15 protein-coding genes are annotated in these 14,734 nt (G+C 71.1%); 5 read left to right on the plus strand and 10 right to left on the minus strand.

Going from position 1 to position 14,734, the window contains the following annotated elements; all coding sequences use genetic code 11:
- Positions 1-69 precede the first annotated feature (69 nt).
- Positions 70-441 carry a cupin domain-containing protein gene (locus tag AB5J73_RS31035; RefSeq protein ID WP_370962216.1) on the plus strand — a complete coding sequence of 124 codons (372 nt, stop codon included), beginning with the start codon at positions 70-72 and terminating at the stop codon, positions 439-441.
- Here AB5J73_RS31035 and AB5J73_RS31040 read toward each other — a convergent pair.
- From AB5J73_RS31040 to AB5J73_RS31070, 7 genes are read right to left on the minus strand one after another with little or no spacing between them, the layout of a single operon-like run.
- A complete protein-coding gene (locus AB5J73_RS31040; RefSeq protein ID WP_370962217.1) occupies positions 431-862 on the minus strand; it encodes an SRPBCC family protein in 432 nt (143 codons plus the stop codon). The genes AB5J73_RS31035 and AB5J73_RS31040 overlap by 11 nt on opposite strands.
- A gap of 59 nt (positions 863-921) precedes the next feature.
- Positions 922-1,791: a helix-turn-helix domain-containing protein gene (locus AB5J73_RS31045; protein WP_370962218.1), complete on the minus strand. Its 870-nt coding sequence runs from the start codon at positions 1,789-1,791 to the stop codon at positions 922-924.
- Positions 1,792-1,830: 39 nt separating this feature from the next.
- The gene (locus AB5J73_RS31050; protein WP_370962219.1) at positions 1,831-2,826 is read right to left on the minus strand and encodes a LacI family DNA-binding transcriptional regulator; all 996 of its coding nucleotides are present in this window, start codon (positions 2,824-2,826) and stop codon (positions 1,831-1,833) included.
- Positions 2,827-2,875: 49 nt separating this feature from the next.
- Positions 2,876-3,895, minus strand: a complete 1,020-nt coding sequence (locus AB5J73_RS31055) for a hypothetical protein (RefSeq protein ID WP_370962220.1) — start codon at positions 3,893-3,895, stop codon at positions 2,876-2,878.
- Complete coding sequence (locus tag AB5J73_RS31060; protein ID WP_370962221.1) at positions 3,892-6,174, minus strand: hypothetical protein; 2,283 nt, start codon at positions 6,172-6,174, stop codon at positions 3,892-3,894. Before AB5J73_RS31060 ends, AB5J73_RS31055 begins: the two co-directional genes overlap by 4 nt.
- A complete protein-coding gene (locus AB5J73_RS31065) occupies positions 6,171-7,430 on the minus strand; it encodes a hypothetical protein (protein WP_370962222.1) in 1,260 nt (419 codons plus the stop codon). Before AB5J73_RS31065 ends, AB5J73_RS31060 begins: the two co-directional genes overlap by 4 nt.
- A 31-nt stretch (positions 7,431-7,461) precedes the next feature.
- A complete protein-coding gene (locus AB5J73_RS31070; protein WP_370962223.1) occupies positions 7,462-8,166 on the minus strand; it encodes a Crp/Fnr family transcriptional regulator in 705 nt (234 codons plus the stop codon).
- 188 nt (positions 8,167-8,354) lie between these two features.
- Between AB5J73_RS31070 and AB5J73_RS31075 the strand changes: the two genes are divergently transcribed.
- Complete coding sequence (locus tag AB5J73_RS31075) at positions 8,355-8,885, plus strand: hypothetical protein (RefSeq protein WP_370962224.1); 531 nt, start codon at positions 8,355-8,357, stop codon at positions 8,883-8,885.
- A 3-nt stretch (positions 8,886-8,888) separates the two neighbouring features.
- Here the strand turns inward: AB5J73_RS31075 and AB5J73_RS31080 are convergent, their stop codons facing one another.
- A complete protein-coding gene (locus tag AB5J73_RS31080; RefSeq protein WP_370962225.1) occupies positions 8,889-9,575 on the minus strand; it encodes a Crp/Fnr family transcriptional regulator in 687 nt (228 codons plus the stop codon).
- A 143-nt stretch (positions 9,576-9,718) separates the two neighbouring features.
- Here AB5J73_RS31080 and AB5J73_RS31085 point away from each other — a divergent pair, with 143 nt between their 5' ends.
- Together AB5J73_RS31085 and AB5J73_RS31090 are read left to right on the plus strand one after the other, a co-directional pair.
- Complete coding sequence (locus AB5J73_RS31085; RefSeq protein ID WP_370962226.1) at positions 9,719-11,380, plus strand: peptide-N4-asparagine amidase; 1,662 nt, start codon at positions 9,719-9,721, stop codon at positions 11,378-11,380.
- A gap of 53 nt (positions 11,381-11,433) precedes the next feature.
- Positions 11,434-12,711 carry a cytochrome P450 gene (locus AB5J73_RS31090; RefSeq protein ID WP_370962227.1) on the plus strand — a complete coding sequence of 426 codons (1,278 nt, stop codon included), beginning with the start codon at positions 11,434-11,436 and terminating at the stop codon, positions 12,709-12,711.
- A gap of 2 nt (positions 12,712-12,713) precedes the next feature.
- Here AB5J73_RS31090 and AB5J73_RS31095 read toward each other — a convergent pair whose 3' ends face one another.
- Both AB5J73_RS31095 and AB5J73_RS31100 read right to left on the minus strand, forming a co-directional pair.
- The gene (locus tag AB5J73_RS31095) at positions 12,714-13,340 is read right to left on the minus strand and encodes an alpha-ketoglutarate-dependent dioxygenase AlkB (protein WP_370962228.1); all 627 of its coding nucleotides are present in this window, start codon (positions 13,338-13,340) and stop codon (positions 12,714-12,716) included.
- A gap of 65 nt (positions 13,341-13,405) precedes the next feature.
- Positions 13,406-13,981, minus strand: a complete 576-nt coding sequence (locus AB5J73_RS31100) for a dihydrofolate reductase family protein (protein WP_370962229.1) — start codon at positions 13,979-13,981, stop codon at positions 13,406-13,408.
- A gap of 172 nt (positions 13,982-14,153) precedes the next feature.
- Between AB5J73_RS31100 and AB5J73_RS31105 the strand changes: the two genes are divergently transcribed.
- Positions 14,154-14,732, plus strand: coding sequence for a hypothetical protein (locus AB5J73_RS31105; RefSeq protein WP_370962230.1), 579 nt, complete (start codon positions 14,154-14,156; stop codon positions 14,730-14,732).
- Positions 14,733-14,734 lie beyond the last annotated feature (2 nt).

The raw sequence follows: 14,734 nt of genomic DNA on the forward strand, positions 1-14,734 counted from the left end.
TCACCACGGATGCCCCGGCACCGCGGCCGGCCCGAGGATGACCACCACACCCCGAAAGGAGAACTCACCATGGTGGTCATCGCGAAGGAAGACGACCTGCGCATCGGCAGCGGGCGCACCGCCCGGTTCGAAGGCGAGGCCTACGGCTCCGGCATCTCGTTCTTCCACGTGGACAACACCGAGGGCCAAGGCCCGGACGCGCACGTCCACCCGTACTCGGAGACGTGGGTGGTGCTCGCCGGCCAGGCGCTCTTCCGCACCTCCGACGGCGAAGCCACTGCGCACCAAGGCGACGTCGTGGTCGTCGGCGCGGGCACCGCGCACGCGTTCCGCGCCGTCGGTCCCGAGCCGCTGCGGATGATGTGCGTCCACGCCTCCCCGCGCATCGAGCAGGACTTCCTCGACGACGCCCAGGCCGCCGAAGCGGGCGTCACTTTCTGAACGGACCTCCGGGGTGGGCGGCCAGCCCGGTGGCCATGTCCTGCATGAAGCGGCGGAGGTACCGCCGGAGGAACCAGCGCGTCCCCCAGCGCGCCGAATACGTGCCGTGCCACCGGATCCGGGTGCCGCCGCCGGGGAGCTCCAGCAGCTCGACCGCGGCGCGGTACTCGGTCAGCTGCGGGTTTTCCGCGCCCTCGTAGGCGAAGCGGCGTTCGGGCTCCAGCGCCGTGATCCGCTCCTTCGTGACGACCTTGCCGGTGCGGAACGCCCGGACCGCGCCGACCCCGGCCGGCTGCTCGCTTTCCAGCGCGTCGATCCGCGACCACGACGGCCAGCTGGGGGCGTCGAGCAGCAGGGCCCACACGGCCGAGGGCGGTGCGGTGGACTCGGCCGTGACGTCGTAGGACTGCGTTGCGGTCATGGGGAAACGCTAGAACGTCGGCCGGTCCGGGCTCCAGGTCCGGGATTGCCGTCCACCGCTCAGGAATTGCGGTAGGCCGACGGACGGGTGCCGGTGTGCCGGAGGAAGGCGGCCGAAAGTGGGCCGGGGCCGGCGAAGCCGCACCGCGCGGCGATCCGGTCGAGCGCGAGGTCCGTGCCGCGCAGCAGCCGCTTCGCCTCCTCGACCCGCAGCCGGGTGAGGAACCGGTGCGGCGTCTCGCCGGTCGCCGCCTTGAACACCCGGACGAGGTGGTAGACGGACAGGTGCACCTCGGCGGCGAGGTCGGCCAGGGTGACCGGTTCGGCCAGCCGCTCGCGCATGACCGCCACGGCGGTGCGCACGCGCGCGTCTTCCCGCTCGGGGGCCGGCCCGGCGCGCCGCCGCCCGTGCCGGGTGAAGAGGTGCGTGGTCAGGAAGGCGGCGGCGGACTCGGCGTAGAGCTCACCCGCCTCGCCGGGGAACCCGATCGCGCGGACCGCTTCTTCGAGCAAGGCGTCCCCGCCGGTCAGAGACGCGGCCACGGCGTCGAAGTCCACGGGACGACCGCCCAGCTGGGCCGCGACGGAGTCGACGGTGTCGCGCGGGATGTGGATCTGGACGCTCCGCATCGACGCGTCCCCGCGGTAGCGGCGCAGCGCGGGCCGGTGCGGGATCCCCAGCTGCAGCCGCCCGGGAACCCAGGGGGAGCCGGCCGCCGTCTCCGCCCGGCCGGACACCGGGAGCACCAGGTGCAGGTCGGCGATGCCCGGCAGGCGCAGGTCTTCGGCGACGGGCACGTGCTCGAACCGCTGGACGAGCAGCGACCGCCAGCCCGCGTGCTCCCAGCTGCAGAACGTCCGCCGGACGTAGCGCTCCCACGCCACGCCGGCGTAGGGCTGGAGGTCGAACCGGGCGGAGTCGAACACCATGGTCCCGAGGCTACCGGCGGGCCGGGGCGCGGTGCCCCGTCAGCGGCGCACCCGGGTCGATTCGCGGACGACCAGTTCCGGGGTGAACACCACCGCCTGGCGCTCCACCGTCGTGTCGGCCGTCTCCGCCAGCAGCAGTTCCGCCGCCGTCCGGCCGAGGCGGCGGGCCGGCTGGCGGACCGAGGTCAGCGGCACCGCCGCCGCACCGGCGAACTCGATGTCGTCGTAGCCGACGATCGCCATCTCCTCGGGGACCCGGACGCCCGCGCCCACCATGGCCTGCAGCACGCCGAGGGCGAGCAGGTCGTTCGCGCAGAAGACCGCCGTGGGCCGGGGACTCGTGCCGAGCAGGCGCGCGCCCGCGTCGCGGCCGGAGGAGACGTCCAGGCCGATCGCCTCCAGCACGGTCAGCTCCACCGCCGAACCGGCGAGCGCCGTGCGGACCCCCTGTTCGCGATCGCGGCACTGGGCGAGGATCGCCGGGCCGTTGACGAACGCGATCCGGTGGTGCCCGGTCTCCAGCAGGTGCCGGGCCGCGAGCGCACCGCCGGCGATGTCGTCCACCGCCACCGAACTCGCCTCCGACGCCGGCGCCTTGCGGTCGACGAAGACGTACGGCGTGCCGCTGCGCCGGAACGCGCGCAGGGCTTCGCCGGAGGTGGCGACCGGGCTCAGCAGCACCCCGCGGACCCGCTGTTCGGCGAACATCGCCAGGTACGACGCTTCGAGGTCGGAGCGCTGGCCGCTGTTGCAGGTGATGATGTTGAGGCCCTCGGCGTGCGCGGCCTGCTCGGCCCCGCGGGCGACGTCGACGAAGAACGGGTTCCCGAGATCGAGCACGAGCAGCCCCATGATCCGGCTGCGCCCGGCCCGCAGCTGCCGCGCCGACTCGTCCCGGACGTAGCCGAGCTCCTCGATCACCGACAGCACCCGGTTCCGCGTGGCCGTGGCGACCACGTGCGGCCGGTTGACCACATTGGACACCGTGCCGATCGAGACGCCCGCGCGCTTCGCGACGTCCTTGATGCCGACCACCGCACCCCTCTCACCGAGAAGGCGTGAGCCTACCATGATCTGAAACGTTTTAAGGGTTTGTGCCGGCCGCCGATCCGTTGTCGTGGCCGTTCACCGAACCCGGCGGAGTACCGTTGAAAGACAGCTGGCGGGCTTCGTCGGTGCCGGAGATGACCCGGTTGATCGAAACCTTGAGCCACTCCAGCGTGACGCGGACCTGGTCGTCGATCTGCCAGCGGTCCAGCGCGTCGGACGCGAGCAGGTTGGTGATGAAGTCGAACACCTGGCGGCGGTGGGTGTCCCGCTCCTTGACGAGCGCCTGGACCACCGGGGCGACCTGCTGGGGGTTCTGGGCCAGCTGGAGCGCGAACTGGTCGATGTCGCCGCCTTCGATGAGCGTCTTGAACGCCTGGACTTCAGACGCGAGCCGGAGGTTGTGCTCGGTCTGCTTGTCCATCCGCAGCCGCACGAGCACGTTCGTCCACAACCCGTGTTCCGCCGCGAGCCAGTCGGGCCCGAACCGGGCGCCTGCCGCCTTTTCCGCGGACTCGACGTGTCCCGCTTGGAGCGTGCGGGTCTCCTGCCGGAGTCCTTCGAGCAGCTGCGGCACGAGTACCCGGCGGATGTCCGTGAGGCCACCGCGCACCACCAGCTCGGGAGCCACGACCCGCCACTGCACGTCGACCGCCGCACGGAAGACGAAGACGTCCTCGGCGCTCGGCAAGGTGATCGCCAAGGTCAGGCGGCGCAGCGACATGTCCACTTCGTACTGGCTCCGGAACCCGCCCCACAGCAGCTGCGCGACGGTCGGCTGCTTCCCGTCCCGGAACGTGGTCATGGTCCCGTCCTTGTGCACGAAGACCAGGGCGATCCAGGGCCGTGCCGGCGCCCGCCGGACCAGGAAGTCCAGGCGGCCGATCCGGTACTCGCCGACGAGCGGCTTGACGTTGGACGGCTCGACGGTCCGGACTTCTTCTTCCGGAGCGGCTTCCTGCTTCGCGTCCTCCCGCCAGTTCGGCTCCGGCGCGCGAGCCGGTTCCTGCTCGGCCGGCGGTTGCGGTTTCTCGGTCGGTTTCTTCGGTTCGGTCATGCCGACGCGTACCTTTCTTCCCGGGCGCGGACCGCTTCGGTCAGCCGTGCCGCGACTTCGGGCCGGAGCGGATCGACCCAGTCCTCTCGCAGCTTCTCGATCAGGTGGTTCAACCGTCGCTCATCGCTTTCGGTTTCGATCGCGTAGGGGAGGAACCGGGCCAGGGTTTCGAGGCATTCGTCATCCCGTTCGGCCACGCGGATCCACTTGCCGATCAGCTTCTTGGCGGTGAACCCGCCGGCACGGGCGCGAAGCGACTGGCGCAGCAGGTCGGCGATCGGCTCGGTGAGCTCCGGCTGTTGCCACTGCAGCGTCAGCAGCAGCGGCCACTTCTCCGCCGCCGCGGGCAGTTCGGGCCGCTCGCCGGTCACCGAAATGGCCAGGTAGTCGAGCTCGAACCCGTAGAGATCGGTCAGCTGGTCGATCGCGGACAGTGCGAGGCGGCGAAGGCTGGTGCGCTCGTTCCGGATCCACCGGCCCAGGCAGTCGAGAACCGGGCGGATCTCGCCGAACGCCAAGAGCTTCGCGATGCTGAACCCGGCGACGACGACGAGCGCGTCGTCCGGGCCGGTGGTCGGCGGGCGCTCCGCCGGCGTCCCGAGGATGCGCAGCTCGTTCAACGCTTCGGTGGCGTAGCGCCGGCCCAGGGTGAACCCGTGCGCCGACGCCGTGGTCCAGCGCGCCGCGTAGCTCCCGGTGCGGCACCAGCGGCGCAGCCGCGCCCGGATCGCCGGCCGGAGGTCTTCGTCCTGGGCGGCCTGGTCCAGCGCGATGGCCGCGGCCATCCGGCGCCGGACCGAGCTAGGCTTGCCGGGGGCGGCCAAGGCGCCGGGCGCGATCATCGTCCCGAAGCCGTAGATGAAGTCGAGCCCGCACAGGTACCCGGTCGCTTGCGCGGCGCGAACCCACACCAGGGCGCGGAGGTCCTTGCTCAGCTTGGTCAGCCACCAGGCGATGGCGTCGCGCATGCGGTGGTGGTTCTCCCAGACGTACTTGAGCACGGCGCTCGGGTACCGCTCGTCGTGGAAGAACAGCAGCGGCATGGGCACCAGCTCTTGACCGAACGTGGCGTACCCGTCGACCACCTTGGCGCGCAGGGCCGGCAGCCGGTGGTCCTGGTCGTCCGAGAACAGCGAGGTGCGCCTGGTCCCGGTCGGCCCGGTCGCGGCGATGAGCCGCTTGGCCAGCCGGCCGGCCGCGTCCGCGACGATGTGGTAAGGGGATTCGTTGAGGACGGCCAGCGCGATCCGGAAGGCGGCCAGGCGCAAGGCTTCGTCGCGTTCCTCGCCCGTCGGCATCGCCTGCAGTCCGGCGAACCACTCGGTGATCTGGAAGTACACCGCCTGCGCGGCTTCGCGTTCGACGTCGACCCGGGTGAGCTCGTCCCTCGCGTGCTGGGCGAGCAACGCGGCCATCCGCACGGATTCGAGGGGACGCGGGCAGGGCCCGAGTGCCTTGGCCACCCAGTCCGCCGCCAGCAGGCCGGACATCCGGTCGTCGAAGTCCTCCGCGTCGCGGAGGACGGCTTCGTGTGAAGCGTGCTTCTCCAGGAGCGCCGCGGCATCGGGGGCGGAGTAGTCGTGGGCGTATCCCCCGAAGACGTCGGACGGCCGGGGATCGGTTTCGCTGACCAGTACGCAATAGGACTCGCTGTCCTTGCACAACCCGTGCAGCTTCTCCAGGTGGGTTTCGGTGAGCGAGCTCGCGACGCGCCGGGGGACCTCGGCGACGTACCCGGCCTTGCGTTCGGGCAGCCCGGCCTCGGTCAGCGACTTCACGGTTTCGCCGCTGTCCAAGCGGAAGACCCGCTCTCGCGTGAGGTGGTCGAGCAGGTGCAGGGCGGTGGTCACCCGGCCGGTGCCCGGGTGGCCGCGCAGGAGCAGGACCCGGTTGGCCCGCAGGGCCTCGAGCATTTCCGCGTAGCCGGGCACTTCGAGGTACCGTTCGCGGATCCACGTCAGTACCTCTTCGCGGACCGGGCCGGAGGTGCGGGAAACGGTGTGCCCGATGAAGATCTGGGTCCGGTCGCCGACCTGCAGTTCCTTGATGTCGCCCCGGCCGATCGACACGGCCCGGCCGTACTGGTTGATCTCGGGGGACAGGAAGTGCTGCCCCTGCCGGAACGTCTTGCTGAAACTGCGTTTCTCTTCGCCGAGGAGGGTGTCACCGGCCTTCTCGCCGGCGTCCGGTGCCGCCGCGGAATCCGGTTTGGCGCCGGCCGCCGGGCCGGCGGCGTCGGGCGCTCCCGCCGCCGGCGGCGGGCTCGGTGGTGCGGTCATCGATCCCTCCCGTGCTGGTGCAAGTCGCCCATGATGAACGGGGCGGTGAACGTGCCGTGGCCGATGGCCGTGGAGTGGTCTCCGTGGGTGGTGGCGGTGATGGCCGGTGGCGAGCCGGCCCCGGCGGCCGGCGGGTCCTGGGGCGGCCCGGCTTCCGGTGGTATCGAGTGGCCCAGCACTCTGAGCCGGCACCCCGCCGCGGCTTCCGGGCACCGGTAGGACTCGGGGAACACGAACCGCCCGCCCCGGCTCACGACCGTGTCGTAGACCTGTTCGGACACGACGATGACGAAACGTCCCCCGGCCGCGGTGGCCAGCAGCCGGCCGGCCGGCTCCGAACCGGCGAGTCCGGCTGCTTCGGCACCGGCCGCCGCGGGGTCCGGGTCCCGCGCGATCCCCACCGCCAGCCGGACGCCGCGGAAGTGCGCATCGGCCTTCTCCCGCAGGTGCTCGAGCCAGACCCCGGTCAGCACGGTTCCGGAGAGGCCGGCGGGCACGCGGAACGAAAGAACCTCGCCGGAGCTTTCCGCACCTTCCGGCGCCGGCATGCCGACGGCTTCGAAAGACGGGCCCACGACCTGCTCGAAGAACCCGGGCGGCGGGGCGGCCGCGCCGGCGAAGCGCAGGCCCACAGCCCAGGCGCCGAGCTGGGAAACGACCCGGTGACCGGGCGCCCCTGGCACGTGCACCCAAGCCGTGGCGAAGAACTCCTTCGCCGGCTCGGCCACCTCGGCCCGGGTGAAGTCCCGCACGGACAACGACGTGTGGCGCGGGCGGACCGAGCCCTCGAAGATCGCTTCGGAAACGACGAAGACGAGATTCGCCTCGGGAAAGACCTCGAGCAATTCGCGGACGGCGCGGGCGTCCCGCAGCCGGCAGACGTGGACCGGCGCGGCTCCGGCGTGGCCCAGGTCCGCCGGGATCGCGACGCCGTGGTGGACCGCCACCCGCAGCCGCAGCCGGGCCTGGGGCCGGAGGTCGTGGTTGTACCGGCCGAGCCAGTCGTCGAGCTCCCGGACGAAGGAGCCGATCACCTGGGGCTCGGCGCTCCCGTCCGTGATCACCGACAGCAGCCCGTCGCCGGCGTCTTGCCGCTGCCACCGCTCCGGGTCGAGGCCGCCGCGCGTCGCCGACTCGCGCACGGCGGTCGCGAGCGCCCGCTGCAAGTCTCGTTGCTGCAGGTCGTCCCGCGTCCCGTAGCGCCAGGCGTCCACCGCGAGCAGCAGCGTCCGGGAGAACTGGCCGTCATCCGCCACGGTGACCTCCGGTGATCGATTTCGCGTTGTCCTAACTCTGAGCCACATCCCTCCCGCCGACCCCGTACTGATACGGGTTCTGCCCGGCGAGCTTGCTGAAACGGAGCAGAGCACCCAGGTCGCCGACCACGATGCGTCGATATTCGCTCCGGAGGACACCCAGCCGGTGGAGCCGCTGGGTCGTCTTTTCGAAGGTGCTCAACGCGACACCGGTGAGCGACGCGAGCTCGGCTTGGGTGAGCGACAGATCGAGCACCCAGCCGTCGCCGGTGTGGCGGCCGTGGCGCTGGACGACGTCGGCCAGCACCCGGCCGACGCGCAGGGGAGCCGGGCACGTGAGGAGTTCCGCGCGGCGGCCGTTCGCCCAGTGGAGCCGGGCGCTCAGCGAGCTGGCCACGGCCCGCCACACGTCGGGGTGGCGGTCGAGGAACTCGTTCAGCTGGGCCTTGCCGACGAGCTTGGCCTGGACCGGGGTGCAGGTCTGCACGTTCGCCGAGCGCCGCCGTCCCTCGAAGACGGACATCTCGCCGAGGATGTCGCCCGGCCCGCGCAGCGCGAGCAGGATCGGGCGGCCGAACTCGGTGTCGACCACGACCTTCAGCGTGCCGGACAGCGGGATCACGACGTGGTGGCTCTGTTCCCCCTGCCGGATCACGGTTTGCCGCGGACCGTAGGCCACCGTGGTCCCGAAGCTCAGCAGGGCGTTCCTGGTGCGGGTGCTCAGGAGACCGAGCACCGAGTCCGCGGGCCACTCTCGTCTTTGGTTCAGCGCAACTCCCGAGGTCCGAGTGCTCGTGTCGCGACGCGTGCGTGGGCTGTTACGGCATGGAACGCGTCTTCGGCGCCGGTGAACCCGTCGTCTGATGGGGTGTGGGAATCGGGGGCGCGCGAAGCTGGTGGCCGGGAGAAAGAACGGAGACGTACGTGGGCCTCAGGACGATGAAGTGCGCCGCGGCACCGGGTACCGGACTGGAGCGTGAGCTGGGCACGGCGTTGAGCACGGTGACGTCGTTCCAAGGTGCGGTCCAGCACGCGGACGAAAAGGTGCGCACCGTGGTCGCGGTGCAGAGCACGATCACGGCACTGATCGCCGCCCAGCTGGCGTTCCTCCCGGCAGCCCGGCCGGCACCCGGGCTGCGCGTCACCGTTTTCGCGATCCTGGTGTTCTTCGTCGTGGGTTACGTGTATTCGGCCTACGAGCTGGTCCAAGCCCTCCGGCCGCGTACGGAACGCCTCGCCGTTCCGAACCGGTTCGCCTTTCCGACCGTGGCGGGCGCCTCCCGGGCGAGTCTTCCCGTGTCGCTGCGTCAGCAGTGCACCGAGGCACAGCAGCTCTCCAAGCTGCTCGCGGAGCTGGCGATGGTCAAACACCGCCACGTCCGGCGGGCCCTGGCCGGCACCGGAGTCCTGTTCCTCTGCGGTCCGCTCCTGCTCCTGGTCACCGGGCTCGCGTAGGACTCATCCCTCCGCGACGGTCTCCAGCCGGGCGCGGTCGACGACGACGATCCGCCGGTAGCCGGTGCCGACGAGGCCGGCGTGCCGGAACCCGGCGAGCGCGCGGTGGACGGTCGGCTCGGCGGCGCCGACCAACCCGGCCAGCTCGGGCTGGGTGAGGTCCACCCCGATCTCGACACCGGTCGACTCGGCCGTGCCGTACGCCGTGGCCAGCTCGAGCAGCACCCGCGCGAGCCGGATCCGCACCTCACGGCTGCCGAAGTCGACCCGCCGGCGAGTGGCCCAGCGGAGCTTGCCGCCCACACTGCTCCCGACCGCCAGCGCCACTTCCGGATGCCCCCCGAGGAAGTGGTGGAACTCGGGCTGGGTGACGAGCCTGGCTCGCACCCGGCCGGCGCAGGTGACCGTCGCCACCCGGGGCTGCCCGTCCATGCTCGCGAGTTCGCCGATCAGTTCACCGGCGGCGCGGATCGCGAGCAGTGCCACGTTCCCTTCCGGCGTCGCGGCCGTCACCTTGACGAAGCCGGTCACGATCACGAAGACGTGCGAAGTACTTTCGCCTTCCCTGAGCAGGACCTTGCCCGGCGAGTACTCGCGCGGGACACCCAGGCCGAGCAGGCCTGTTTTCGATGCCTCCGGCAGCTTGGCCAGGAAGCTGCCGGAGGGAAAGTCCCCGGTCAGGCTGCTCAAGGCTGTCCTCCCTCGCCGCCGAGCATGGTACGGACCGCCGCCGGCGGACCCAAGTGCGCCGAGCCGGGTGGCCGGGTTTTGTCGCGTCAGTGTCCAGCCGTTCGTCGGGGGACCGCGGGGGCGCGGCGGACTAGGGTGATCGGGTGCGGATCTTCACGATCGTCCTGTCATTGGTCCTGACGTGGGTGCTCTCCGGGGCCGTCGCCTCCGCCTCGCCCGTCGTGGAAGGGGACACCGACGATCCGGTGATCGCCGCGCCCGCGGTGACGCGGCCCGGTACCGCGCACTGCAGTGTCACCCTCGCCGATGCCTTCCGGTCCAACGCCGGCGATGGGACGCCGCGGTTCTACGAGGGGACGCTCGCGCCGCCCGCGGCTTGTCCGGGGCCGTGGGCGAAGGTCGTCATGGATCAGACCGTCACCGTGAGCGGGCGGCAGTACGACCGGATCGGGGATCTGCGGATCGGCGGGACCGAGGTCTGGTGGGGGACGACCGAGGAGCCCAGTGGTGAGGGCCGGCGCGCGATCACCTACCACTTCGACAAGGACCTCACGCCCTACGCCGCGCTGCTGCGCACGCCGCAGCCCTTCCGCGGCGGCATCGAGAACTACAACTCGCCGGTCTACACCGGGGTCTACGCCCAGACCGTGACGCTCACCTACTACCAGGCCGACCGGAAGCACCCCGCGCCCGAGACCGCCGATCACGTCGCCGGGTTCGGGCACGCCGACGCGACCCCGGCCGCGCCCACCGTGCACTTCAGCGCGAAAGACCTGCCGCGCAACATCACCCGCGCCTACCTCGAGGTCACCCTCGAAGGCCACGCCTGCGACGAGCAGTGGTTCGACGACGTTCCCGACGCCGTCTCGGCGAAGTACCCCGCCGCCGGGCTGTGCGGGAAGGGGCCCTACCGCGAAGCGAACTTCGCGATCGACGGAACCGCCGCCGGCAGCGCGTTCACCTTCCCGCACATCTACTCCGGCGGGATCGTGCCGCAGCTGTGGCGGCCGATCGTGGCGATCGACACCTTCAGCCTGCACGCCGAAACCTACGACGTGACCCCGTTCGCGGGCCGGCTCGTGGACGGCGGTGCGCACGACTTCTCCTTCTCCTTCGCGGACATCGGCGGTGAGTTCACCGTCGTCCCGACGCTACTGCTCTACACCGACAAAAACGCCGCGCGCACGTCCGGTGCCCTGACCCGGCACGACGTCGCGGCGGCCCCGGCGCGGCAGGAGGTGGTGAAGGACATCGACGGCGGCGTGAACGTCACCGTCACCGCGAAGCGCGACGACGTGACCGCCGGCTACGTCGACACCTCCGCCGGCCGCGTCTACACCCGCGTCGAGCGCACCCGCGACTACCGCAACAGCGACGACGTCACCGGCGGCGGTTTCACCCAGCACGTCGTCCAGGCCGATTCGGGCCAGCAGACGTCGACGTCCACAGTGGACGGACGGGTGCGGTCCGCCGCGCGGCACACGTGGTCCTACCCGCTGACCACCGACGCCACCGCGAACGTCACCGACGACCAGAACCTGCGGATCTCCGGCGCGGCTGAAATGACCAAGGTCCTCGGCGACCTCACCGGCGACGGCCGGAGCTGGCGGCCGGTGCGCGCGTCGCGGGAGTGGCTGAGCTCCTCGGGCGTGCTGGCCCGCACGAACGGCGTCAACACCGAAGCCGACGGGCGCTCCCGGACGTCGTTCGCCGGCTCGGACGACCTCGGCCGCCCGTACTTCCACTACGCCGCGAGCGAGCACGGGCTGATCACCGCGAACACGGAGCTGCCGCCGCGGAGGTGAGTCCCGTCTCGCCGTCGGTCACCCGATCGGGCTAGTGCGGTACTGTCGGGTACATGGGGAGTCTGCGCTCACGGGTCCTGGGCTGGGTCGGCCGCCGGTACCTCGCCCGGCAGTCGAAAAAGGGCTTCGACCTCGAAAAGATGTCGTCGCTCCTGCCCGATTCGGCGCTGCTGCCGCTGAAGCGCGACGGGCTCGACCCGGTCGCCGACATGGCCGCGCGCCGCGCCGAAGCACCCATCGGCAAGCTCGACCTGCCGTTCGGGATGAACGCCTGGCTGGTCACGGGTTACGACGAGGCGAAGGCGGTCCTCGGCAAGGCCACCGGGTTCTCCAGCGACTTCGGCAACCTCGTCGGCAACGCCGGGGTGACCGCGGACCAGAACCCGGGCGGCCTCGGCTTCGCGGACCCGCCGGTGCACACGCGGCTGCGGAAGCTGCTCACCCCCGAGTTCACCATGCGCCGGCTCGGCCGGCTGGCCCCGCGGATCGACGAGATCGTCGCCGAGCAGCTCGACGCGATGGCCAAGACGGAAGGGCCGGTCGACCTCTGGCAGGCGTTCGCGCTGCCGATCCCGTCGCTGACCATCTGCGAACTGCTCGGGGTGTCCTATGAGGACCGGGCGGAGTTCCAGCGGCTGAGCACCGCCCGCTTCGACCTCTTCGGCGGCGCGGGCGCGTCGCTGGGCGCGATGTCGGAGTCGCTGACCTACCTGCTCGACATCGTGAAGAAGCAGCGCGAGGAGCCCGGCGACGGCTTGCTCGGCATGCTGATCAAGGAGCACGGCGACGAGATCGACGACCGCGAGCTGGCCGGCCTCGCCGACGGCGTGCTCACCGGCGGCCTCGAGACGACGGCGAGCATGCTGGCGCTCGGCGCGCTGGTGCTGCTGCGCGACGAGAAGGCCCTCGAAGCCGTCCGCGGCGACGACGAGTCCGTGCACCGCTTCGTCGAGGAGCTGCTGCGCTACCTGACCGTGGTGCAGATGGCGTTCCCGCGCTTCGCCAAGCAGGACATGGACATCGCCGGCGTCCACATCGCCGAGGGCGACATCGTGCTGGTGTCGCTGTCGGCCGCGGACCGCGACCCGAAGCTGGGCGCGGGCATGGAGGACTTCGACGCCACCCGCGAGCCGACGTCGCACCTGGCGTTCAGCTACGGCATCCACCGCTGCATCGGCGCCGAGCTCGCCCGCATGGAGCTGCGCACGGCGTACCCGGCGCTGATCAAGCGGTTCCCGAACCTGCGGCTCGCCGTGCCGGAGCACGATCTTTCGTTCCGCAAGGTGTCCATTGTGTACGGACTGGACGAGCTGCCGGTCCTGGTCGACTGACCTCAGCGCACGCCGCGCGGCCGGAACTGGATGCTGATCCGCGGCCCCACCGCGCGGCTCGTCTTCGGGATCGCGTGTTCCCACGTGCGCTGGCACGAGCCGCCCATCACGATCAGGTCGCCGTGGCCGAGGGCGTAGCGGTGGGACTCGCCGCCGCCGCGGGGGCGCAGGGCCAGCTGGCGGGCCGTGCCGACCGAGATGATCGCCACCATCGTGTCTTCCGTGCTGCCGCGGCCGATCGTGTCGCCGTGCCAGGCGACGCTGTCGCGGCCGTCGCGGTAGTAGCAGAGGCCCGCCGTGCGGAACGGCTCGCCGAGTTCGCCCGCGTAGTGCTCGCTCAGCGCGGCGCGCGCCTCGGCCAGCACAGGGTGGGGGAGCGGCGCCGCTTCGCCGTAGAAGCACAGCAGCCGGGGGACGTCGACGAGCCGGTCGTACATCCGGCGCCGCTCGGCCTGCCACGGGACACCGGTGACGAGACCGGTGAAGACCTCGTCGGCGCCGTCGAGCCAGCCCGCCTGGACGTCGATCCACGCGCCGGAGCCGAGTCCGGTCCGGCGGGGCGCCAGCTCGTGCAGCGTGACGGGGCCGGATTCGCCGAACAGCGATGCCTGCAGTGCCGGGGTCGTCATGGGTCCGACCGTACACCACGTTCGAACAGATGTTCTACGTGAAACATCGGCCGGACCCGCGGCGGTCAGCGCACGAACTCGTAGACCAGCTTCTGGATCCCGTTGCCGTACGACGCGCTGTCGATCAGCTTCAGGCTCTGCTTGTCCTTGTCGGTCTCGCTGAACAGCCGCTTGCCCGCCCCGAGCAGCACCGGGAACACCAGCAGGTGGAGCCGGTCGAGCAGGCCCGCGTCGGCGAGCGAACGGTTGAGGGTGGCGCTGCCGTTGACGATGATCGGGCCGCCCTCGGTTTCCTTGAGCGCGGCGACGTCGTCCAGTGAACGCAGGATCGTCGTCTCGCCCCAGTTGTCCACCAGGTCGGCCTCCTGGAGGGTGGTCGAGACGACGTACTTCGGCATCGCGTTGTAGCCGGCGAACTCCACGGTCATGCCCGGCCAGACCGGCGCGAAGGCCTCGTAGCTGACGCGGCCCAGCAGGAGCGCGGTGGCCTCGTCCTGCTCGGTGCCCTTGATCTCGTAGGCGGCCGGCTCGAACTCGACGTCCTTGAAGGTCCAGCCCGCGTTGCGGTAGCCGGCCTCGCCGCCGGGGGCTTCGACGACGCCGTCGAGCGAGACGAACGACGTGGAGATCAGGGTGCGCATGGGTGCTCCTCGGGTGATCGGTGGTGCCTTCACGAGTCTGTCGAACGAGCACGGCCGGATTCGACAAGGCCCGGAAAACTCTTGTCCGTGACGGCTCCGGCTCGTACAGTCACAACACCGCCGCCTCGAGTGAACCAGGAGGTCGACGGTGCGCAGAATTCACGGTGCGGGTGTGGTCGTGGCGGTCGCGGCAGGGCTCGCGGTCCTCGCCCCCGCGGCGAACGCCCAGGTCGGGACGGGTCCGTGGACCCCGGAGTCGCCGGGCTTCACGGAACAGGAGCGCGGGTGTGGCCAGATTTCCGGGCTCACCTTCCAGCTCACCTGTTCGACCGGCAGTGGTGACCAGCGGGCGGAACGCCGCTACACCACCTACACCGGCGGTACCCACCAGTTCGAAGGCTCGTTCAAGATCACCGGCATGACCGGCTCCCGGATCAGTCTCAAGCAGACGTTCCGCGACGGCTCGAACGCCGGGCCGTACTTCCTGCTGGCGGTCGAGAAGGGCGGCCGGATATACGCGGTGGAGGGCGGGGCGACACTGGGCAGCGGCGCGACCGTCGGCACGTCGGTGCGGGTGAACACGATCAACCAGGTCGGCAGCTCGCACAAGGTGTACCTCAACGGCTCGCTCAAGCAGACGATCGCCAGCGCGAGCGGTAGTTACTACGACAAGTTCGGCAGTTACCGCACGTCCAGCGGCGCGGGGCCGATCACGGTGCAGTGGAGCGGCGTGAAGTTCTGGCGCAAGTGACG

It is taken from the genome of Amycolatopsis sp. cg9 (genome assembly GCF_041346945.1).
GTDB lineage: Bacteria > Actinomycetota > Actinomycetes > Mycobacteriales > Pseudonocardiaceae > Amycolatopsis.